The sequence below is a fragment of the Phycisphaeraceae bacterium genome (genome assembly GCA_019636655.1).
GTDB lineage: Bacteria > Planctomycetota > Phycisphaerae > Phycisphaerales > UBA1924 > JAHBXB01.
Window position 1 is genome coordinate 46102 of the sequence record JAHBXB010000008.1, and the last position, 19904, is coordinate 66005.

At 68.3% G+C, this 19904-nt stretch carries 15 protein-coding genes; 6 read left to right on the forward strand and 9 right to left on the reverse strand.

Going from position 1 to position 19904, the window contains the following annotated elements:
• Position 1: 1 nt before the first annotated feature.
• Positions 2–1240, forward strand: a complete 1239-nt coding sequence (locus KF745_15370) for a thioredoxin family protein (GenBank protein MBX3359794.1) — start codon at positions 2–4, stop codon at positions 1238–1240.
• Positions 1241–1257: 17 nt separating this feature from the next.
• Here KF745_15370 and KF745_15375 read toward each other — a convergent pair whose 3' ends face one another.
• The 4 genes from KF745_15375 to KF745_15390 all read right to left on the reverse strand — a co-directional run bounded on the left by KF745_15375 (position 1258) and on the right by KF745_15390 (position 7692).
• Positions 1258–2757, reverse strand: a complete 1500-nt coding sequence (locus tag KF745_15375) for a sigma-54-dependent Fis family transcriptional regulator (protein MBX3359795.1) — start codon at positions 2755–2757, stop codon at positions 1258–1260.
• Entirely contained in the window at positions 2754–3644 is an 891-nt protein-coding gene (locus KF745_15380; protein ID MBX3359796.1) for a hypothetical protein, read from the reverse strand. Before KF745_15380 ends, KF745_15375 begins: the two co-directional genes overlap by 4 nt.
• Before the next feature lie 141 nt (positions 3645–3785).
• Entirely contained in the window at positions 3786–6902 is a 3117-nt protein-coding gene (gene ileS / locus KF745_15385; protein ID MBX3359797.1) for an isoleucine--tRNA ligase, read from the reverse strand.
• Positions 6903–7146: 244 nt separating this feature from the next.
• The gene (locus tag KF745_15390) at positions 7147–7692 is read right to left on the reverse strand and encodes a DUF2617 family protein (protein ID MBX3359798.1); all 546 of its coding nucleotides are present in this window, start codon (positions 7690–7692) and stop codon (positions 7147–7149) included.
• A 243-nt stretch (positions 7693–7935) separates the two neighbouring features.
• Between KF745_15390 and KF745_15395 the strand changes: the two genes are divergently transcribed.
• Positions 7936–9936 (forward strand): hypothetical protein, encoded by a 2001-nt coding sequence (locus KF745_15395; GenBank protein MBX3359799.1) that lies wholly within the window; start codon positions 7936–7938, stop codon positions 9934–9936.
• Positions 9937–9965: 29 nt separating this feature from the next.
• A complete protein-coding gene (locus KF745_15400; protein MBX3359800.1) occupies positions 9966–10397 on the forward strand; it encodes a hypothetical protein in 432 nt (143 codons plus the stop codon).
• A gap of 5 nt (positions 10398–10402) precedes the next feature.
• On the opposite strand, the gene KF745_15405 is transcribed toward KF745_15400, so the two are convergent.
• The gene (locus KF745_15405) at positions 10403–11170 is read right to left on the reverse strand and encodes a hypothetical protein (protein ID MBX3359801.1); all 768 of its coding nucleotides are present in this window, start codon (positions 11168–11170) and stop codon (positions 10403–10405) included.
• Positions 11171–11301: 131 nt separating this feature from the next.
• On the opposite strand from KF745_15405, the gene KF745_15410 reads away from it, so the two are divergent.
• Positions 11302–12678 carry a type II secretion system protein GspG gene (locus KF745_15410; GenBank protein ID MBX3359802.1) on the forward strand — a complete coding sequence of 459 codons (1377 nt, stop codon included), beginning with the start codon at positions 11302–11304 and terminating at the stop codon, positions 12676–12678.
• Here KF745_15410 and KF745_15415 read toward each other — a convergent pair.
• Genes KF745_15415 through KF745_15425 form a run of 3 tightly spaced genes read right to left on the reverse strand, consistent with a single transcriptional unit; the run spans position 12644 to position 15701 of the window.
• Entirely contained in the window at positions 12644–13516 is an 873-nt protein-coding gene (locus KF745_15415; GenBank protein MBX3359803.1) for a hypothetical protein, read from the reverse strand. The genes KF745_15410 and KF745_15415 overlap by 35 nt on opposite strands.
• Positions 13513–14817, reverse strand: a complete 1305-nt coding sequence (gene ispG / locus KF745_15420; protein MBX3359804.1) for a flavodoxin-dependent (E)-4-hydroxy-3-methylbut-2-enyl-diphosphate synthase — start codon at positions 14815–14817, stop codon at positions 13513–13515. Before ispG ends, KF745_15415 begins: the two co-directional genes overlap by 4 nt.
• 41 nt (positions 14818–14858) lie before the next feature.
• The gene (locus KF745_15425; protein MBX3359805.1) at positions 14859–15701 is read right to left on the reverse strand and encodes an MBL fold metallo-hydrolase; all 843 of its coding nucleotides are present in this window, start codon (positions 15699–15701) and stop codon (positions 14859–14861) included.
• Positions 15702–15852: 151 nt separating this feature from the next.
• On the opposite strand from KF745_15425, the gene tig reads away from it, so the two are divergent.
• Positions 15853–17355, forward strand: a complete 1503-nt coding sequence (gene tig, locus KF745_15430) for a trigger factor (GenBank protein MBX3359806.1) — start codon at positions 15853–15855, stop codon at positions 17353–17355.
• Between the two features lie 77 nt (positions 17356–17432).
• Here the strand turns inward: tig and KF745_15435 are convergent, their stop codons facing one another.
• Positions 17433–18098: a PH domain-containing protein gene (locus KF745_15435; protein ID MBX3359807.1), complete on the reverse strand. Its 666-nt coding sequence runs from the start codon at positions 18096–18098 to the stop codon at positions 17433–17435.
• A gap of 84 nt (positions 18099–18182) precedes the next feature.
• Here KF745_15435 and KF745_15440 point away from each other — a divergent pair, with 84 nt between their 5' ends.
• Entirely contained in the window at positions 18183–19871 is a 1689-nt protein-coding gene (locus tag KF745_15440) for a glycosyltransferase (protein MBX3359808.1), read from the forward strand.
• Positions 19872–19904 lie beyond the last annotated feature (33 nt).

Genomic DNA, 19904 nt, shown 5'->3' on the forward strand with positions numbered 1-19904 from the left:
GATGAGCCGATGGGTGATGGTTCTTCTGTGGTGTGCGGTGAGCGTGGCGTTTGCGGATGGGGGCCGCAGGAGCCTTGACGTCGTCGTCGATCGTTTGGTGTCCGGCGACACAGCAGTTGCTACTGCGGCCGCCACCGACCTCCGCGATGCCGGGGATGAGGGACTTCAGGCAATCCTCAGGCAGTACGACCATGCAGCGGACAACCGCCTTGTTCCATGGATCGATTTTGTCGCCGGCCAGCACGATGCCGTGTGGTCACGTCTCTATTGGTACACCGACCTCAACAGCGCCAAGTCCGCGGCGAGGGCGCAACGCAAGCCGATTCTCTATCTGCGACTTCTGGGCCGGTTGACCGATGAGTACTCCTGCGCCAACAGCCGTTTCTTCCGCACCGTCCTGTATGCAAACAGGAACGTGTCGGCACTGTTGCGCGATCGGTTTATTCTAATCTGGGAGAGCGAGCGCCCGGCACCGATGCTGACTGTCGACTTTGGAGACGGCAGGGTTCTGAAGCGAACCGTCACGGGCAACAGCGCTCACTTCATCCTTGACTCCGATGGCAACGTGATCGATGCACTTCCGGGATTGTTCGATCCAGCCGCGTTTGCGCGGATCCTGAAGGACGCCGCCGACGCGGCTACATCAGGCCCGCTGCCGTCTCGCACCTACGCCCAGAAGCAGCGGGATCATCTCTCGCACGCGTGGCAGGTAAAGACCGGGACAACCATGCCGCCCGCCGCGCCAGCGGGCCTCCGTCTTCCCGATGCCGTCGCGGCCGGCCGCGTGGCGATGACCAAGATGGAAGTGGAGGCCCCACTGCTGGGGGCGCTGTCACCCGGCTTCAGGGCCTTGTTGACGCAGCCGGACCTCCCAGCCAACATAGCGATGCTCGACCATGTGGCAAGCCTGCACATGTCCGATGCGGCGCTCGACGACCGGAGCATCGGGCTGATCAAGCGACAGAATCCCGCCGCGTCGGACGACGAGATGCGAGTGATGGTCAAAAACCTGGAGTGGCTCATCGCCGCGGACAGCGTTCGGAACAACTACATGCTGCGTTACCAAGTTCTCGAGTGGATCGCCGCTTCACCGAGACCCATTCAGGTCCAGGATCTCAGCCGCAGGGTATACGACGAACTCTTCTTGACTCCTCGGTCGGATCCATGGCTCGGCCTGAGCCCCGAGGGTGCATACTCGGCCCTCGCTCACGACGGCCGAAAGCAGATGCAGCGGCGCTGACTCCAGGACTCAGCACCTCACCCCGCGAGCCGGTCCCCCGACTCGATCCCCAGCAGCTTCATCTTCTTGTACAACGTCGTCCGGTTGATCTCTAGCTGCTCCGCCGTCTTCTGGCGGTTCCAACTGTTGGCGGCCAGCGCCCTGAGGAGGATCCGTCGCTCCGGCTCCCGAAGCGCCTGTTCGAGCGGCATCGGCGTCCACTCGCCATCGCCCGCCTCGGTCTCGCCGGCCGATCCGGCGTGGGCAGCGGGGGGTGTCCACGCAGAAACGCCCGGAGTCACGAGGTGCTCCGGCAGATCCTCGACACCGATCGTCTGCGATCGCGTTAGCACCGCGCCGCGTTCGACGATGTTCTGCAGCTCCCGCACGTTCCCGGGGAACGTGTACCGCCGGAGGGCCTCGACGGCCTCCGGTGTAAACCCGGTGATCTGCTTCCCCAGTTCCGCGGCCTGCATCCTAAGAAAATGCGCGGCGAGCAGCGGGATGTCCGCGAGGCGATCCCTGAGCGGCGGGAGTTCGATCTTGACGACGTTGATGCGGTAGTACAGGTCCTGCCGGAACAGCCCCTGCTCCACGAGCCGCTCCAGGGGCTGGTTGCTCGCCAGCACGACGCGGACGTCCACCTCGATCGTTCGGTTCGAACCGACCGGCTCGAACCGCCGCTCCTGAAGAACGCGGAGCAGCTTGAGCTGCATCCCCGGCGACGCCGAATTGATCTCATCGAGAAAAATCGTCCCGCCGTCCGCCGCGAGGAACTTCCCGACCTTGTCGGCAAACGCCCCCGTGAACGCCCCCTTCATGTGGCCGAACAGCTCGCTCTCCAGCAGCGTCTCCGGGATCGAGCCGCACGAGATCTCGACGTACGCCTTGTCCTTGCGAGGGCTCCGGTGGTGGATCGCGTGCGCGATCAGACTCTTGCCCGTGCCCGACTCCCCCGTCATCAGCACCGTCGTCTTGCTCGGCGCCACGGCTTCGACGAGGTCGAACGTCTTCACCATCCGGTGGTCGGCGCCCAGGATGTTGTCCAGACCGTACCGGTGTTCGAGCTGCCCGCGGAGCGACCGGTTCTCGGCCAGCAGCGCCTGCTGCCGCAACGCCCGCTCCAGCGCGATCCGAAGCTCCGCATCGATCACCGGCTTGGTCAGGTAGTCCACCGCGCCCCGCCGGACCGCCTCCACCGCGGACTCGATCGTCCCGTACCCTGTCAGCATCAGCACCGCCGTCGACGGGTGCAGCTTCCCGATCCGCGCCAGGAGCTCCAGCCCATCGATTCCCGGCATCGCCACGTCGCTCACGACGACGCCGAACGGTCGCGCCCTCTCCCCCCGGCCCGGCGCATCCTCGGGCGACCAGCCCTGCTCTGCCTGCGCGAGCAGCGACAACGCCTCCTCGCCGTTGAGCGCCGTCGCGGTCTCGTACCCCTCCGCCTGCAGAAACTCGGCGAGCGACTCCCCGGCCACCGGGTCGTCGTCCACCACGAGAATCTTGGCCCGATCTGGTTCCGCTCGCCGCGTCATTGCCGCTTCATGTCCCGCGTCACCGGCAGCCTGATCGAAACCATCGCCCCCGGCTCGCCGTCGCGCCCGCGCAGCGAGATCATCCCGTCGTTCTGCTCCAGGATCTCCTTGGCCATCGCGAGTCCGACGCCCAGGCCGCCGGGCTTGGTCGAGAACCCGAACTCAAACGCGAGGTGCTCGCTCCCCTTGGGCAAGGGTGGGGGACCGATCCCGTCGTCGATCACGTCGATCTCGATCCACTGGTTCCGTCCGCTCTGAACATCCCGCAGGCGTCCCTCGACACGAACCATCCCCCCGCGCCGGCCCGCCTGGTGGATCGACTCAATCGCGTTCCGGATCGTCGCCGAGAGCGCCGCATAGGTCGTCCCCGCGCTCAGACCCGCGAGTCTCGGTTCAACCGACGCCTCGATCGTCACCCCGTGCTCGGCTCCCACGGGCCGCAGCACCTCCACCGCGTGCTCGATCGCCTCCGCGAGCGACCACGCTTCGACCATTCCCCGGCGCGATCCGACCACGCGGCTGCCGTCCAGGCCGGTCATCGATGTCTTCACCAGGTCCGCCATCTGCTCCATTGCCTTGTACACCACGTCGAGACGCTTGAGCGCCTCGCTGCTCGGCGCCGCCAGCGGTACCGGGGAGGGCACCTCGTTCGAGGACTGCCCCTCCTCAGTCAGCGACCGGCGGGCCAGCCACAGGCAACGCATGGAGCCGTCGAGGAGGTTGGCCAGTTCATGGGTCAGCGTCGTCATGCGCGTCGCCGCGAACACGGCGTCCGCCGCGTCCGGCCGACCACCGCTGGGCTCGGTTTGCCGCACCAGCACCGGCTTCCCGGAGATCGCTGGCCGCTTCTTCCTAGGCCGGTTTGGCTTTTCGTCGTCGTGGCTCACCCCCGTGGGATCGACCGTGTTGCCCCGCGACTACAGCCCGGTGTTGAGAAAACGCCACGCGCGGCCACCTTCCGGGCCGGCCTCAACGGCTGTGGCGGCTGCACTACACCGAAATCCGGGGTGGAGTGGGGGCCCGCCCGCTCAGCCCATTCCCACCGCCTCCGCGTCTCGATCGCTGAGCGGGGCTTCCGGGAGGCCATTGCGACCCGGCCGGACCCGGACCGTGCCGTCGCGCCGCCACGACCGCTCGCACCGGGGCTCCGCCCGCAGGTCCAGCACCTTGATCTCGGTCGCCGAGCCATCCGTGCCCACGCGGCTGACCCCGAGCAGGTCCGCCAGATCCGCGCGGTCGAACCGCGCGATCACGCCCTTGGGATCGGGCAGCGTGACACCGACGTCCAGGGGGTTTTCCACCCCCAACTGGCCCTTGGCTCGTTCCACAGCGCCCTGCGCAGCCCCCCGCGCCGCCATGACCTCGCTCCACCCGGCGTCAACCGTCACCGGCAGCGTGTCCCCGAATGGAACGAGGTGGACGCACCGCTCCGTGTCGGATTCCGGGGTCTTCCACAAGGCTCGCCACGCCTCGTCCGCCGTGTGGGCCAGCACGGGCGCCAGCAGGCGGCACAGCCCATCGGTGAGCGCCCACAGCGCGGCCTGCGTTCGGCGGCGACGCGCCGAATCCGGCTTGTCGCAGTACAGCCGGTCCTTCACCGCCGCCAGGTAGGTCGCCGAGAGCGTGCTGTTGCAGAAGTCGTACAACGCCCCGTGGACTGCCTTGAAGTCGTACCGCCCGTACGCCTCGGCAACGATCTTCGTCAGCGAGTTGAGCTCGCCCAGCACCCACGCGTCAAGGCTGGTCGGAGGGAACTCCTCGGCGGCGATCGCGACCCCCTCCGCCGCCGGGGTAAAGTCGTACAGGTTGCTCAGCATGAAGCGCAGCGTGTTCCGCACCTTGCGGTACGACTCGCCCGCGATCGAGAAGAACGACGCATCGACCTTGATGTCGTTCTCGAACGACAGCGAGGCGACCCACCACCGGCACACATCCGCCCCGCTCTGCTTCAGCACATCCTCGACCTCGAGGGTGTTGCCGATGCTCTTGGACATCTTCTTGCCGTCCTTGTCGACCATGAAGCCGTGGGTGAGCAGCGTCTTGAACGGGGCATGCCCCGTCACGCCCAGCGCCGGCAGCAGCGACAACTGGAACCAGCCGCGGTGCTGGTCCGACCCCTCCAGGTACAGGTCGATCGGATACCCGAGGTTCCGCTCACGCATCACCGCGTTCCACGACGACCCCGACTCGAACCAGACATCCAGGATGTCCTTCCCCTTCTTCCACGACGCGAACGATGGCGAGACGCCCAGGTGGTGCGCCTCTGGATCGCTCTTGGGGTCATACCCCGCCAGCAACTGCTCGGGCGTCAGCGTGAACCACGCATCCGACCCCTGCTCTCTCACAACCTTCGCCACCGCCCTTACCGACGCGGCGGTCATGAACGTGCCCCCCTCAGGCGTCTCGAACGCGGGGATCGGCAGCCCCCACGCCCGCTGGCGGGAGATGCACCAGTCCGGTCGGGACTCCAGCATGCCCCGCATCCGGTTGCGGCCCCAGTCCGGCACGAACCGGACCTCTCCATTCTCGCTCGTGGCGTTGAGCGCCATCGTTCGGAGGTTCCGCCCCTCGCCGTGGCGCTGCCGCTCCTGCGACCCCGCGTGCCGGCCGTCGACGGAAACGAACCACTGCTCCGTGCACCGGAAGATCGTTGGCGTCTTTCCTCGCCAGTCGTGCGGGTACGAGTGGACGAACGTGTGGCCGTAGAACAGGTGCCCCGAATCGCGCAGCCAGTCCGCCACCTTCCGGTTCGCGTCCCACACGCTCACCCCGCGGAGCCACTCTGGCGCCGATTGGTCATAGGTGCCGTCCCCTTTCACCGGGCAGTAGATCGGCAGGTGCTCGCGCAGCCCGGTGTGGAAGTCGTCCTCGCCGTGGCCCGGCGCGGTGTGCACCAGCCCGGTGCCGTCCTCCAGGGTGACGTATTCTGCGCCGACGATCGACCAGAGCTTCTTCTCGTCGCACACCCGTCCGAGCCCGCACGCGGGCGGGTTCTCCACGAACGGGTGGCGGTACCGCAGCCCCACGAGCCGCTCTCCCAGGGCCGTCGCGAGCACCACGACATCCTCCGCCTTGGCGAGCCCCGTCACCTTCTCGACCAGGTCCTGCGCCAGGACAGTGATGTTGCCGTCGACAAACACCAGCGCGTACGTGTTCTTCGGGTTCACCGCCACGCCGACGTTCGCCGGCAGCGTCCACGGCGTCGTGGTCCAGATCATGAACGACGGCCGCTGGTGCGGGTGCCGACCCCTGAGCCTGGCCCCCGCCCCGCCGGCGCCGCCCTCCGCCGGTTCCTCCGCATCGGGCTCTTCATCGTCCTCATCGTCGGAGTGCTTCGGCAGCCCGAACGCGTCATACACCGCCGCAGCGTCCAGCGCCTCGAAGTCCACGTATACCGAGAGATCCTCCCGGTCGTAGTACTCCAGTTCCGCATCGGCCAGCGCCGTCTCGTTCGCGATCGACCAGTGCACCGGCTTGAGGGCGCGGTAGACCAGCCCCTGGTCCAGCAGCCCCGCCAGCACCTCCAGCGTGGCCCCCTCGTACGCCGGGCTCATGGTCAGGTAAGGGTGCTCGTAGTCCGCCACGGTCAGCAGCCGCTGCATCTGACCCGTCTGCAGCTTCACGTACTTCTCGGCGTACTTCCGGCACTCGCGCCGGATGATCATCCGCCGCTGCCACTCCTCCATGTCCCGCAGTTTGTCCAGCCCGCCCCCCTTCTTCCCCATCATCTCCTGCATCACCTTGTGCTCGATCGGCAGGCCGTGGCAGTCCCACCCCGGCACGTACGCGCAGTCCTGCCCGCCGTTCATCATCGTCCGTGAGCGGACCACCAGGTCCTTGAGGCACTTGTTCATCAGGTGCCCCATGTGGATCGACCCGTTCGCGTACGGCGGACCGTCGTGGAACGAGAACTTGGTCGCTGCGGTCCGTGCCTTTCGCAACGCGGCGTACAGCCCCGCCCCTCCCGCCAGCCCGGCCCACCGCTTCAGCGAGGCGGGCTCATTCTGAACCAGGTTCGCCTTCATGGGAAACGAGGTCTGCGGAAGGTTCAGCGTCCCCCGGAAGCCGGAGTCGGACGGTTTGCCGCCGCCCTCGGCCTGAGTCGAGGCGGCCGGGGCGTTTCCTGAGGGTGCAGACGAGGGCATGATGGTCTCCGGCGACCGACGCACCGGGCGTCGGGGTTGACAGGGTCACAATCGTAGAAGGATCACAAACGGCGCGCACGGCTTCGGGTCGCCCCGCCGATGGGCCGGTCGTATCGAGATTCTGGGGGAACCAGAGACGAGACGCCGTCCGCCCTTAGCGGGGCCCGCGAATTCGAATCGCGATGGTCGGCTTCATCGTCATGGATCGAGTATAGAAGCGGACCCGTCCGGCCGGAGCCGCGAATCACCGGTGCTCAAAGATCGTCTGGGTCCGCAGCACAAACCCCCCCTGGGGCACCAGGTGGTAGCACTGCGCGTGCACTTCCTTGCTGTACCGCTGCACATCCACCATCGACAGCCCCCGCCCACCGTCCGCGTCGGTCCACCGGTGGACCAGCGCATCGTTCTCCTCGGCCGTTTCTAGGAGTTCCCCGAACGTCGCGGAGTACAGGTTGTCCGCCAGGGTTTCCGTCTGGACGCTCGTCAGGTACCGCACACCCTCCGCATCGAAGCGGTGCTCAAAGTCGCGCTCACCCGCACAGGGGAACGACGTCACCGCCCCGTCCGTCGGCAGGTTGTTCTCCTGGAACGTCACCAGTTCCGACGCGCAGAAGCCCTTGTGTGTCAGCCGCAGCAGGTGCGACCCCGGCATCAGCCAGATCTCCAGGTCGTACAACCCGTGCCGCACCGACCGCCGGGCCTTTAACGCAAACAACTCCGGATGCAGCGCCCTGCGGTACAGCAGCGTCTGGTACGTCTGGAGGCTGATCTGCCGAGTTGGTGCGTCCATCGGCTCTCCTTTACGTCGCAAGCGGTCGCTCCGGGTTCCCTTTTCGCCGAAACTCGGATCTTTGCAGGGAATCCGTGGCGTCTTCCGATCCACTCCCACGTCCCGGCCCGGCCGGATCGGACGCCATTCTTAGCGATCGCTTACTCCTACGCAAGGGGCTTCTACCAATTTGGCCCCCAAGATGATGATTATTCTGAACCATGAACCCCTAGGAATAGGGGGTAACGCCAGGAGCGGCCTAGCGTGCTGTTCCGAAAGCCGACCCGCCGGGGCATCCTGAACGGCCTGACCCGCCCGGAACTGGCCGCCACGCTGGCCGCCACTCTCGAGGTTGCCTCGCCCGCCGAGGCTCCGGCCATGCTCGACCGGTTGGCATCTCTCCTGGTCCAGGACGCCCCCTCCCCAGACGTCGCCCTCACCATCGGCCGCCACTGGCGCTCGCTCACCCCGGCCCAGGTTCACCGACTCGCCGCCGACCAGTCCACCGACTGGCATGCCATCGCCTCCCGCTTGATCCATGAGGCCCGGCCGGCCTCCCGCGCGAGCGTCGCCGCGATCGCACTCGCTCTCCCCCGATCCCGCACGGTCAAACTCCTCCCCGCACTGCTCCGCGATGCGGACACCAGCGTCGCCCACTCCGCGGCGGTCGCCCTGGAATCCATCGCCAGGTCGGCTGTGAGCCACCGCGAGCATCTCGATGCGGTCGCAGCCGCCGCCGCACAAGCCGCTGGGGCATACCCCGACCACCGCCATCAGGAAGCCCTCATCGCCTGGGCGGCCCTGTTGGCGATCCCCGGTCTCGACTCGGCAGATGGCCCCTTGGCCGCGCTCCTGACCGACGATGCCAACCCCGCGACCTCCGTCCTCCGCTCGCTCATCCGGCATCCGCGCAGCCCATTGAGCGCCGAGTGGTGCTGGCGGGCCGCCAAGCACCCATCGCTCGCCCCCGCCTGCCTGTCCGCCCTCACGGCCACCCATGCCCCCGGCAGCGAAGTGCTCGCGTCGATCCACCTGATGCTCAATCCGAGCCGAGCCCGCTTCCTCGCCCGATCCATCCGGCGCCGCGGGGCGGGCCGGCCCGCTCCCGTTCTCCTGGGAGACGGCCTCAGCGAGTCGGCCCGCATCGGCGCCGTTCAGTGGGCCGCCATGCCTGCGGGAGACGCCCCCGCCTCGCCCACGCTCTCCAGTCTTCTCGGCGATCCCTCTCCGCGTGTCCGGCACGCGCTCGCCCGTGCAGCGGTCGGCTCCAGGAGCCTCGCCTCCATACGCCTCGACCTCTGCTTCGACCCCGATGAACGCGTGGCACGAACAGCGCTGATCGCGTCCCTTGGCGATATCCGCCCCGGCGGCGCTGCGTGGGGGCTCGGTCCGCAATGGTCGGCCAATGCCGTCGATTCGCTCCGGCGTTCGCCGCACGCCTCCATCCGCGCGGTGGCCGAGTCCGAGTCGCACCGGCGAGATTCGAGCATTGCCGATGAGCCGGTCTCCAGGCTCGCCGGGCGCCGGATTGCCCGTCACGACCGCGCCGCAATCGCGGATTCGCTCCGATCAAGGATCGACGCCTCGGACCCGCCGCTCGCCATCGGCGCGATCTCGGCCGCCCGCGCCCTCGGCCTGGTCCCCGATCTTGAGCCGCACCTTCAGCGCCTCCTCGCCGATGCCGCTGTTGAAGCCGAGCGCATGGCGATCGCCGCCTCCGCCGCCTCGGCGCTCGCCGATGGCGTGCAGCCGCGTTCGATCGAGGCGCTGACCGTCGCCCTGGGAAGCACGGACAACCGCGTGCGCGCCAACGCGGTCGAGTCCCTCGCGGCCCGTGCCCGCCGCGACCCAGCCCAGGCGTCGACCACCCCCGCCGCCATCCTGGAACTCAAGGCCGACGCCTCCCACCGCGTCCGCGCCAACGCGATCCGGGCCATGCTCGCCGCCGCCCGAGGCCCCCTCGGCGCTGTCTCGCCGAGCCGCTCCGACGATCGCGCGGAGTACGACGCGGTGGGCGAGCTCGCGGCGATGCTCCTCGACGACCAACCGATGCACCGCGTCGCCGCGCTCTGGCTTGCTGGACGGTTGTCCGCGCCGCGATGGTGGTCCGGCCGAGGCGAACTGCACGCCCGTGTGCGGTCGCTCGTCGACGACCCCGACCCGCGCGTCCGCGCCCGCGCCGTCCGCTGTGCCCATGTTGCGAACAACGTCCTCAGGTCCGCGTGGGCCTTGTCGGCGACGCCCGCGATCGCCCAGGAGGTGTAGACGTGCCGAACCGGCCGCAGGATCTCGTGATGCCACCCGCCCCGCTCGGCCCGGTCCGCGCCACGGAACTGCTCACCTCACCGCGGCCGCCCGAAGCACCCGTCCCCGGTTCGCACACCACCGCCATCGTCACGCTCGTCGCTATCGCGGCCGTGGTCAGCGTGGCGCTGACATTCGGATGGAACCGCGCACGACGACGGCCGCCGCTGGACACCGCGTTCCGCAAGATGTGCCGGCACCTTCGACTCGGCCGTCGGGAACAGGACCACCTGTTCCGCCTCGCGGCCCTACCCGTCGAGGGCTGGCACGGGCCCGTTCCGCCCGCGGCCCTGCTCGTGAGCATCCACGCGTTCGATCGCGCCGCGCAGACCGCGGCCGACAGCGGCGAGGGACGAGTCGGCTCGTTCCCCGATCCCGTCGTGGTGGCGGGGATCCGCGAACGCATCGCGCAGGCCGGCTGAGCCCGCTACACAACCGGTGCCAGCAGGGGCTGCTCGTCCCGCAGCCGGCGTGCCAGGTCGATCGTGATGGCCAGGTCCTGCGAGATCGTCAGGTGGCTGCCGAAGACCCTCGCCGGAAGCACAATCCGCGAGTATCCCGGCGGCGCTGTGTTGCCGGCTCCGACCCAGGCATCCCGCAGCCTCGTGTAGCAGACCATCTCGTACTCGGCACACTCAAGAGCCTCGTCCAGACGCCGCAGCAGCGGCGAATCGGCCCGCATCTGCCGAACCGCTGCATCGACCGGCAGCACCCCGGCGATGTTCGCTCCGCGGTGCGGCGAGGCGAGCGTGAACAGCCTGCGGATCCTCAGACGACGTCCCTCCCGCCGCAGCATTGCCGGCGCCGCCGCGAACCGGGCGACAAGGCCTCCCATCGAGACGCCCACGACGTCGACCTCCCGCGGCCCGCTCCCATCTTCGCCCGGGAAGCGGGAGACAACCCGATTCACCACCGACCGCGCAATCGCCTCGATATCCGTGCGGAACGGATACCCGATCGCCAGCGATTCGCCCGGGTCCGCCCCCACCAGGGTCACCAGCCGCTGCGCAAGTCGCCTGACCGCAATGCTTGGAGCCCGCCACCCCGCCAGAACTACCAGCGGCCTGCGCAGCCCGACCGGGCTGCCGATCATCCGGCTCCATTCCATTCGGATCACATCACGGCTCAGCGAGTCCGTAGCGCCCGCTCCGGCTTGTTCCACGTGCCCCATGCTGCCGACGATTCCCGCGTTCATGGCCGGATTCCCATGACTTGTTGGGAACCGCCCATCATTACTTTTGTCCCCGGATGCCCGTGCAACCCGTGGCACGCCCGTACATACGATGCAGTGCAGCGAGAACACGGCCCCCACATGGAGTCGAGCATATGACCGCTTCCCGATGGCTTGTCACCCTGGGTGCTGTGCTCGGCGCATGGACCCTGGCGATTGCGGAACCGCCCGCGAAGCCCGCCGCCGTCAGGCCGGCCGCGTCCGCGGCTCGGGATGAACCTCGGTACATCAGGGTGGTCGAGTCCGACAAGGGCAAGACCCTCCGACTTCAGATGGCCGTGCACGAGTACAAGCCCACCGACGCCGACGGCCCGCGGCTGACGGTTGCCGGCGCCGTCCACATCGCCGATCTCCCGTTCTACCAGGCCCTGCAGGCCGAACTGGATACCAAGGACGTCGTGCTCTTCGAGGGCGTCAAGCCCCCGGGGGTCGGGCGGGCCGAGCACGATCTCGACGGCGCCACCGACAAGGCCCGTGCCGAGGCGACCCGCAAGCGGATCCGCCTGCTCGCCACCCTCGCCGTGGCGGCCAAGAAGAAGACCGGCGACTACCCCGCCTCACTCGACGACTTTGCCGCCGCGGGCGACAAGCGGATCGGCTGGCTCGTCGAGTCCGCCCGTTTCGACGGTTGGGGTAACCCACTGGTCTATACCGTCGCCGCGGCGGCGCCTGCCGACAACGGGGATGAACCCGCCGATCCCGACGCGGACAAGGCCAAGCCCGCAAAGAAGCGCCCCTTCGACATCGTCTCGACCGGCGCCGACGGCAAGCCCGGGGGCGAAGGGGTCAACGCCGACCTCGCGTTCTCGGCGCAGAAGCCCCTTTCCCGCGACGAGGTGCCCGGCGGCGACGGCTTGCAGGACCAGCTCGCCAAGGCCATGGGCTTGGTCTTCCAGCTCAACGTGATGGACCACTCCAAGCCGAACTGGCGCAACAGCGACATGAGCATCGACCAGGTGCAGAAGCGGCTCGACGCCGCCGGCGCCGAGGGCTCGGCGCTCTTCCAGATGCTCGACGGCAGTTCGTTCACCGCCCAGATGGCCAGCCTGCTGCTCAAGTTTATCGGCTCCAGCCCCGAGATGTCGGCGATGTTCAAGATGGTGATGGTCGACCTGCTCGCCCACACCGGCGAGGTGCTCGGTGCGCTCCCGGGCGACACCGGCACGCTCATGGAGGTCATCATCAAGGACCGCAACGCGGTCGTGGTCGAGGATCTCCAGAAGATCATGGCCGAGGAGAAGGACGTCAAGACGGTCGGGATCATCTACGGAGCCGGCCACCTCCCGGACCTCGAGGGCCGGATCCGCAAGCTCGGGTTCGAGGACGACGGCGTGCGATGGGTCACCGCCATCGAGGTCGATGTCCGCGACACTGGGATGACCACCGGCCAGGTCCGGCAACTGCGGGAGTCGATGCGCCGGTCGATCGAGGCGCAGCTCAAAGCGGCGGCGAAGAAGTCGAAGAGGAAGTAGCCGCCTCCTCGGTCTCGGAAGCCCGACGCGACTCCGGCGGCAGCGGTGCCGGCGGCGACAGAGCGAACGGCTCCTCCCCGCGCAGCCTCCGCGCAATGTCGGCGAGGATGCGCGGGTCCTTGTACGCATCCATGTGCGACATCTGCATCGGCTGATTCGGCACCCACCAGACCCCCGCCCCCGCGGGCGCCGCGTTCGCCTCGCCCACCACCTCGTCCCCGAGCCGCACGTACGCGAACAACTCGTACTCCGCGTTCGGCAGCGCCTCATCCAGCAGTCGGTGGAACTCGGATCCCTCCTTTACATCGTCCGCAATCGGATCGACCCTCGGGATCCGCGACACAAGGTCCGCCCCGCGGTGCGGCGACGCGATGGTGAACAGCCGCGCGATCCGCAGCCGCTTCCCCCCGTCGTCCCGCGGGATTGCCGAGTAGCGGGCCGCCAGCCCCCCCAGCGAGAACGCCACCACGTCAACCTCGATCGTCTGCCCCGGCGTGTCCGATGGGAACGACGTCTCCACCAGGTCGATGATCCGGTCACGGTACCCGTCGATGGTCCACGATCCCAGTTGCCCCGTCGAGACGATCGGCGTCCCCGGCGTAAGTTCCGCCTCGAGCCGCTTCCGGCAGTTGGCCGCCACCCACCCGGGGTCATAGATCCCGCCGATGACCACCACCGGCCGGGGCGGGCTCTTGGGCTGCTCCGCCATCTCGCGCAGCGACCGGTTCGCGTCCGACACCGTCAGCGGGAACGACGGGTTTCGGGGCGTGTCGGCCTGGCATGCCCCGAGCGTCACCACGCCCCCGAGCATCAACGCTTGAACCAGCCTGCCGATCACGACTTCCCGACCGTCAGCGTCGCCGGCCCGGGGCGTTTCTCGACATCGCCCGCGGCGATCTTGTCGAACCCGGACCCCAGTTCACCGATCGGGTCGGGCGGGATGATGTCGACCTTCTTCTCGCCCAGTTTCGCCTCGCCGCGGTTCACCTTCTCCTGGAACGCGAGGCACTCGGCCAGCAGCCGATCCAGGATCTGGTCCTCCGGCACGTTCGCCACCCGCTCCCCCTGCACGTAGATGATTCCGCGCCGATCCCCCGCGAAGACGGCCACGTCCGCCCCTTCCGCCTCCCCAGGGCCGTTCACGATGCAGCCCATCACCGCGACCTTGATCGGCAGCCGCACCTTCTCCGCGAGCTGCTTCCGGACGTCCTGCACGAGCGTGAACAGGTCCACCTGGATCCGCCCGCACGTCGGGCACGCGATCAGGTCGACGCCCTTGCGCTCCTTGAGTCCGAGCACGTAGCACAACTCCAGCCCGTCCTGCACCTCGTATACGGGGTCGTTGGCGTACGAGATCCGGATCGTGTCGCCGATGCCGCCGATGAGCAGGCCGCCGAGCGCCACGACCGACCGGATCGTCCCCGTCTCCTTCGGCCCCGCGTGCGTCACGCCCAGGTGCAGCGGGTGGTCGAACCGCTTCGAGATCTCCGTGTACGCATCGATGACGATCGCGGCGTCCATGGACTTCGCCGAGATGGCGACGTCGTAAAAGTCCCGCTCGTAGAAGATGTCGAGGTACTCCTCGAGCTTCGTGATCATGATCGCGAGCAGGTACCCGTGCTTGCGCTCGCTGAACACCTGCCCGAGTTCTTTCATCCGCTTCTGCTTGTCCCGCCGTTCGATGATCGACCCCTCGTTGACCCCGATGCGGATCGGCAGCCCCTTGGCCTTGCACGCGTCGATGACCGCGTTTACCTGGTCCCGGTCGCTGATGTTCCCCGGGTTCAGGCGGATCTTGTGCACCCCCGCCTCCACGGCCTCTAGCGCCCGCTGGAAGTGAAAGTGCACGTCCGCCACGATCGGCACCTGCACCTGCGGGATGATCTCCTTGAGCGCCTCGGTGTCCTTCTTCTCCGGGACGGCCACCCGGACGATCTCCGCCCCCGCCGCGGCGAGCCGGTTGATCTCCGTTACGCACGCATCGATGTCGTGCGTGTACCCCGCGGTCATCGTCTGCACGACGATCGGCGCCGGCGTCGTCGGGTTGCCCGCCTTGTCCGGCAGGCCGCCGCCGATCCTGACGACACCAGTACGGGAATCACCGACGAGAATCTGACGTGTTGGGCGGCGGGTTTGCATGCGGCCAGATGGTAGGCCGGGAGCCCCGCCGCTCATCCCCTTCAAACGCCGACGCGGACGCCGACCGGGTCGCCCACGCCCGCCGGAGCGGGCGCTCCAACTGCCACCCACCCGGTCGGCTCAAACTGGGAGGTCACGGTCAGCCCATACGCCGCGCCCTCGTGCAGCCCCCGTGCCAGCGCGGGATCGTTGCACTCCCGCGACAGGTGCAGCAGCACCACGTGCGAGGCCGGGCTCACCTGCGCCACCGCGTCCCTCGCCTCCTGGTTGCTCAGGTGCCCGCTGCCCCCCATGATCCGCCGCTGCAACTGCAACGGCCGGCCCGAGGACTCCTGCATCACCGGGCAGTAGTTCGACTCGATCGCGAGCACATCCACCCCGCGCAGGTGCTGCGCCAGCGCCGGCGTGAACCGGCCCAGGTCCGTCGCAAACCCGAGCGAGCCGCCGAGCCCCTCGAACTCAAACCGAAGCACGCTTGTTCCCGACTGGTCGTGCGACCCCATCGCGACCCGCACCAGCGTCCCATCGCGCAGTCTGCAACCCTCTTCGAACGATTCCGCCCTCACCCCGAACAGCCCGAACATCCCGCGCGCACCGGGCGATTCGCTGTGCCGCCGGTGCAGCCGCAGCGTCGCGTGCCGTGGCAGCAGCCCGACCCACGAGTGGTAGAAGTGGTCCGAGTCCAGGTGCGTCAGGATCACATCATCGATCTGGTGAAACCCGAGCCCCAGCCCCGCCAGCAGCCTGTTGGTCCGCCGCGGCGAGAGGCCCACGTCGATCAGGCACAGCCTCCTCACCCCGCCCCGCACGATCGACACCACCGAGCAGTTCCCGCCGGATCCGCTCGCGAGCACGCACAACCAGACGCCATCCGTGAGATCCATCGGAACCAGCATACCCCGCCCCTGCCGCCGATTCAGCCCCGGCGCGGGCCCCGCCCGGCCCACGCCTAAACTTATCCCCTATCGAAAATCGGGCGGGGAGCGATCCGACGGCCGCGTGGCCCGGCTCGCTCTGGTCCCCGGAGTGTTCGCCATGGCCGATGCAACCGTTTCCGAGCGTCCCAACAAGGTCACCATCAAGGACGCCGGTCCCTGTCTCAAGAAGGTGCTGATCGAGATCCCCGCCGAGACGGTCGCCGACCAGCTCGGCTCCTCCCTCGACACCCTGATGGTCGAGGCCGAACTTCCCGGCTTCCGCAAGGGCCACGCCCCGCGCCGCCTCATCGAGAAGCGATTCGGCACCGTCGTCCGCAAGGAGGCCAAGGAGCAGCTCGTCGCCCAGGCCTACTCCAAGGCGATCGAGGAGCACAAGCTCCGCGTCATCGGCGACCCCGCCAGCGAGATGCTCGCCAAGATCGAAGTCGAGGACGGCAAGCCCCTGGCCTTCGAGGTTGAAGTCGAGGTCCCGCCCAGCTTCACCGTCCCCTCCACCGACGGCATCGAGGTCAAACGCCCCGTCACCGAGGTCGCCGATTCGATGATCGACGAGCAGCTCGAGCGCATCGCCCTCCAGGAGGGCCGCCTCGAGTCCCAGGAGTCCGCCGCCGCCGGCGACTACCTCACCGGCCACGGCAAGGTCATCGGCTCCGACGACAAGACCTACATCGATATCAACGACGCCGTCATCCAGATCCCCACCCCCGACAAGGAGGGCAAGGGGATGATCCTCGGCATCAAGGTCGACGATTTCGCCGCCCAGCTCGGCGTCCCCGCCGTCGGCGACAAGGTCACCATCAAGACCACCGGCCCCGAGGGACACGAGATCGAAGCGATCCGCGGCATGGACCTCACCGTCGAGTTCTACGTCTCTCGCGCCGACCGCATCATCCCCGCCTCGATGGAGGACCTCACCGCCCGGTTCGGCTTCGCCGACACCGCCGGCTTCCGCGAGGCCATCCGCCAGCGCATCCAGGAGCGCATCGCCGTCGAGCAGGCCGCGGCCATGCGCGAGCAGGTCGCCCGCCACCTCGTCGAGTCCGTCGAGATGGAACTCCCCGAGCGCCTCACCCAGAACCAGACCGAGCGCAACCTCTCCCGCAAGCGCCTCGAACTGAGCTACCGCGGCGTCGACGCCCTCAAGATCGAGGAGGACATCGCCGACCTCCGCGCCGCCTCCAACGAGTCCACCGTCCGCGAACTCAAGCTCTTCTTCATCCTTGACCGCATCGGCGAGGAGATGGACATCAAGGTCACCGAGGGCGAGATCAACTCCCGCATCGTCCAGATGGCCGTCTCCTCCAACGAACGCCCCGAGAAACTCCGCGCCGAACTCATCCAGCGCAACCAGATCGGCGCCCTCTTCCAGCAGATCCGCGAGCACAAGACCCTCGACGCCATCCTCGCCAAGGCCAAGGTGACCGACGTCCCCGCCGAGGAGTACAACAAGGACGCGATCGACCAGTCCAAGAAGCGCAGCGAGTCCCGCGCCGCGGCCAAGAAGTCCAAGCCCAAGGCCGAGAAGGCCGAGGAGAAGGACGACGACGCCAAAGCCGAGAAGAAGCCCGCCAAGAAGCCCGCGAAGAAGTCCGACAAGTAGCCGGCCGTTCCACGACGCAAGGACAACGGGCGCGGCCCTCGGGTCGCGCCCGTTTTTCATTCCACGCCGTCCCGTCGCTAATCCATCACATTCCGGTACGCGTTGATCGCCTCCCGCACCCGGTACGGGCCCGGCACATCCCCGATGATGATCTCCACATCATCCTGCCCCGCGCTCGAGATCCCCACCCGTCCGATCCCGACGATCCGCTGCCACAGGCTCTGCGAGATCTGGATGTTTTTGACATCCTCGTGCGGGATCTCGCTCGTGTGCCGGCTCAGCAGCCCGCGGATGTACGTCACCCGCTTGGTCGTCACGACCAGCGTCTCCGTGATCGCCACCACCTTCCAGTACGCCAGCATCCCCAGCCCAATTACCGCCGCCGCTGCGCTTGCCGCGGCCCACCACGTCTGGCTCGGCGTCCGCAGCAGCAGCACGACCGCCCCGATCAGCCCCGCCGCGATCACCACCAGCACCAGCCCGTGCGAGACCGGCCTGGCCCGCAGGGCCACCGGGTGCAACCGAAGCACCCGCGTCTCCGGCCCCTGCTCCGACGGAAAGCCCAGGTCCACGGCCCGGTCCCCGCGCCCCGACGCCGGCCCCCGCGTCGCCGCCGGGGTCACGTCCGCCTTCCCCCGCACGATGTTCCAGTCCCCGCACGTCGGGCACTGAACGCGCGTCCCCGGGGCCGAATCCGGCACCTCCACCTGCCGCCCGCATCCATCGCAGATCACCGTCCACATGATGCCAGAGTACATCGGAACCCGGCCCGCCGTCTTGCACGCCGTTTCCGTCCCGCGCCGCTCCGGAGTACCCTGACCGCCTGCATGCGGATCGTGCTCGTCAACTGGGCGGCCATCTGGGACGGCGCCTCCAAGGGTGGGGGGGTCAACGGCTATTGCCAGGCCCTCGCCCTCGCCCTCGCCGCGCGGGGGCACGAGGTCGTCTCGCTCTTTGGCGGCACCACCCACCTGCGCACGCCGCGCGAGTGCGCCATCCGCCGGCACGACGATTGGCTCGGCGTCAGGGTGTTCGAGGTCATCAACTCTCCCGTCCTCGCCCCATCCATCCAGCAGTTCCAGGACCCCGCCGGCGAGGTCTCCGCGCCGGAACTCGAAGCCCAGGTCGGGCGGCTCTTCGACTGGATCAGGCCCGACGTCGTGCACTGGCACAACATCGAGGGCTTCTCGATCGGCTGCGTCGATCGCGCCCGCGCCTGCGGCGCCCGCGTCGTCTTCAGCCTCCACAACTACCACACCATCTGCCCGCAGGTCTACCTGATGCAGCGCCACCGCGAGGTCTGCACCAGCTTCGACAACGGCCACGCATGCGCCGGCTGCATCCAGACCAGCCCGACCGCCGTCGAGCGGCAGCGCCGCATCGAAGAGGGCGAGCGACTTGCCTCCCGGATCTCCGGCAGAAAGTCCCCCCGCGAGTCCGCCCTCGCCGCCGCGGCGGAACTCCGCTCCTCCCTCTCCTGGATCAAGCGGGCCACCGGCGCGACCGCTCGGCTCGCCGCCTCGCTGGGTCGCGCCGCCATCGATCGCTCGGCGATCGAGATCCCCGGCCGGCCTGTCCGCTCTCCGGATGAAGCCCTCTCTCCCCTTCCTCTCCACACCGACACCCGCGGCCAGACGGCCCGCCTTGTCGCGGAGCAGGCCGCTCCCACGCCCGCCCCGCCGGACGACCCCCAGCGCCGCCCGCTCCTGAACGTCATCGAGCCCGAGCCCCCGAGTTCCAAGCCCGCGAATGCGTACGGCCACCGCCGCGCGGCCATGGTCCGGATGCTCAACTCCTGCGACCGCGTCCTCGCGGTCTCCGATTTCGTGCGGCGCAAGTTCATCTCGATGGGCGTCGAGCAGGGCCGCATCGCTGCGCAGCCCATCGGCACGCGCATCAACCACCTGGTCCGGCGCGCACGCCCGCTCGTCTTTGATCCCCCCCGTTTCGAGACGGTCCCGCCGACGCCCTTCAGGCCCGTCCGCATCGTCTTCATGGGCTACAACCACTACTACAAGGGCTTGGGCATGTTCGCCGAGGCCCTCGAAACCCTCGCCCCCGAGCACATGCGGCGCATCGACCTGTCGATCTACGCCCTCGACGGGCAGTCCATCGAGTGGATGTTCCGCCGCATGGAGCCGCGCCTCGCCCGCCTGACCTTCACCCCAGGCTACGACTACACCGACATCCCATGGATGCTCGGCGGTAAAGACCTCGGCGTCGTCTGCTCCGTCTGGTGGGACAACGCGCCGCAGACGGTCTTCGAGTTCCAGGCCTGCGGCCTCCCTGTCCTTGGTGCCGCGGTTGGAGGGATCCCTGACTTTGTACACGACGGTGTCAACGGTCTGCTCTTCCGCGGCAACGACCGCGCCGATCTGGCCCGCCGCCTCGTCGAGGTCCTCGACAACCCGTTCATGCTGGAGCGGTTGCGGGCCGCCGTGACGCCGCCCAAGGACATCGACGACCACGCCCTGGAACTCGAGAGCATCTATGCCGCCGCGGATCCACGCCCCTAAACTTCTCTGCTCCCGCCACCCGTGGATACCCGC

What these genes read in the sequence shown, in the direction of transcription:
- tig (MBX3359806.1), top strand. Translation starts at nt 15,853, where the DNA reads ATGGCCGATGCAACCGTTTCCGAGCGTCCCAACAAGGTCACCATCAAG.
- KF745_15440 (MBX3359808.1), top strand. Translation starts at nt 18,183, where the DNA reads ATGCGGATCGTGCTCGTCAACTGGGCGGCCATCTGGGACGGCGCCTCC.
- KF745_15410 (MBX3359802.1), top strand. Translation starts at nt 11,302, where the DNA reads ATGACCGCTTCCCGATGGCTTGTCACCCTGGGTGCTGTGCTCGGCGCA.
- KF745_15405 (MBX3359801.1), bottom strand. Translation starts at nt 11,170, where the DNA reads ATGAACGCGGGAATCGTCGGCAGCATGGGGCACGTGGAACAAGCCGGA.
- KF745_15425 (MBX3359805.1), bottom strand. Translation starts at nt 15,701, where the DNA reads ATGGATCTCACGGATGGCGTCTGGTTGTGCGTGCTCGCGAGCGGATCC.
- KF745_15400 (MBX3359800.1), top strand. Translation starts at nt 9,966, where the DNA reads ATGCCACCCGCCCCGCTCGGCCCGGTCCGCGCCACGGAACTGCTCACC.
- ileS (MBX3359797.1), bottom strand. Translation starts at nt 6,902, where the DNA reads ATGCCCTCGTCTGCACCCTCAGGAAACGCCCCGGCCGCCTCGACTCAG.
- KF745_15435 (MBX3359807.1), bottom strand. Translation starts at nt 18,098, where the DNA reads ATGTGGACGGTGATCTGCGATGGATGCGGGCGGCAGGTGGAGGTGCCG.
- ispG (MBX3359804.1), bottom strand. Translation starts at nt 14,817, where the DNA reads ATGCAAACCCGCCGCCCAACACGTCAGATTCTCGTCGGTGATTCCCGT.
- KF745_15390 (MBX3359798.1), bottom strand. Translation starts at nt 7,692, where the DNA reads ATGGACGCACCAACTCGGCAGATCAGCCTCCAGACGTACCAGACGCTG.
- KF745_15375 (MBX3359795.1), bottom strand. Translation starts at nt 2,757, where the DNA reads ATGACGCGGCGAGCGGAACCAGATCGGGCCAAGATTCTCGTGGTGGAC.
- KF745_15370 (MBX3359794.1), top strand. Translation starts at nt 2, where the DNA reads ATGAGCCGATGGGTGATGGTTCTTCTGTGGTGTGCGGTGAGCGTGGCG.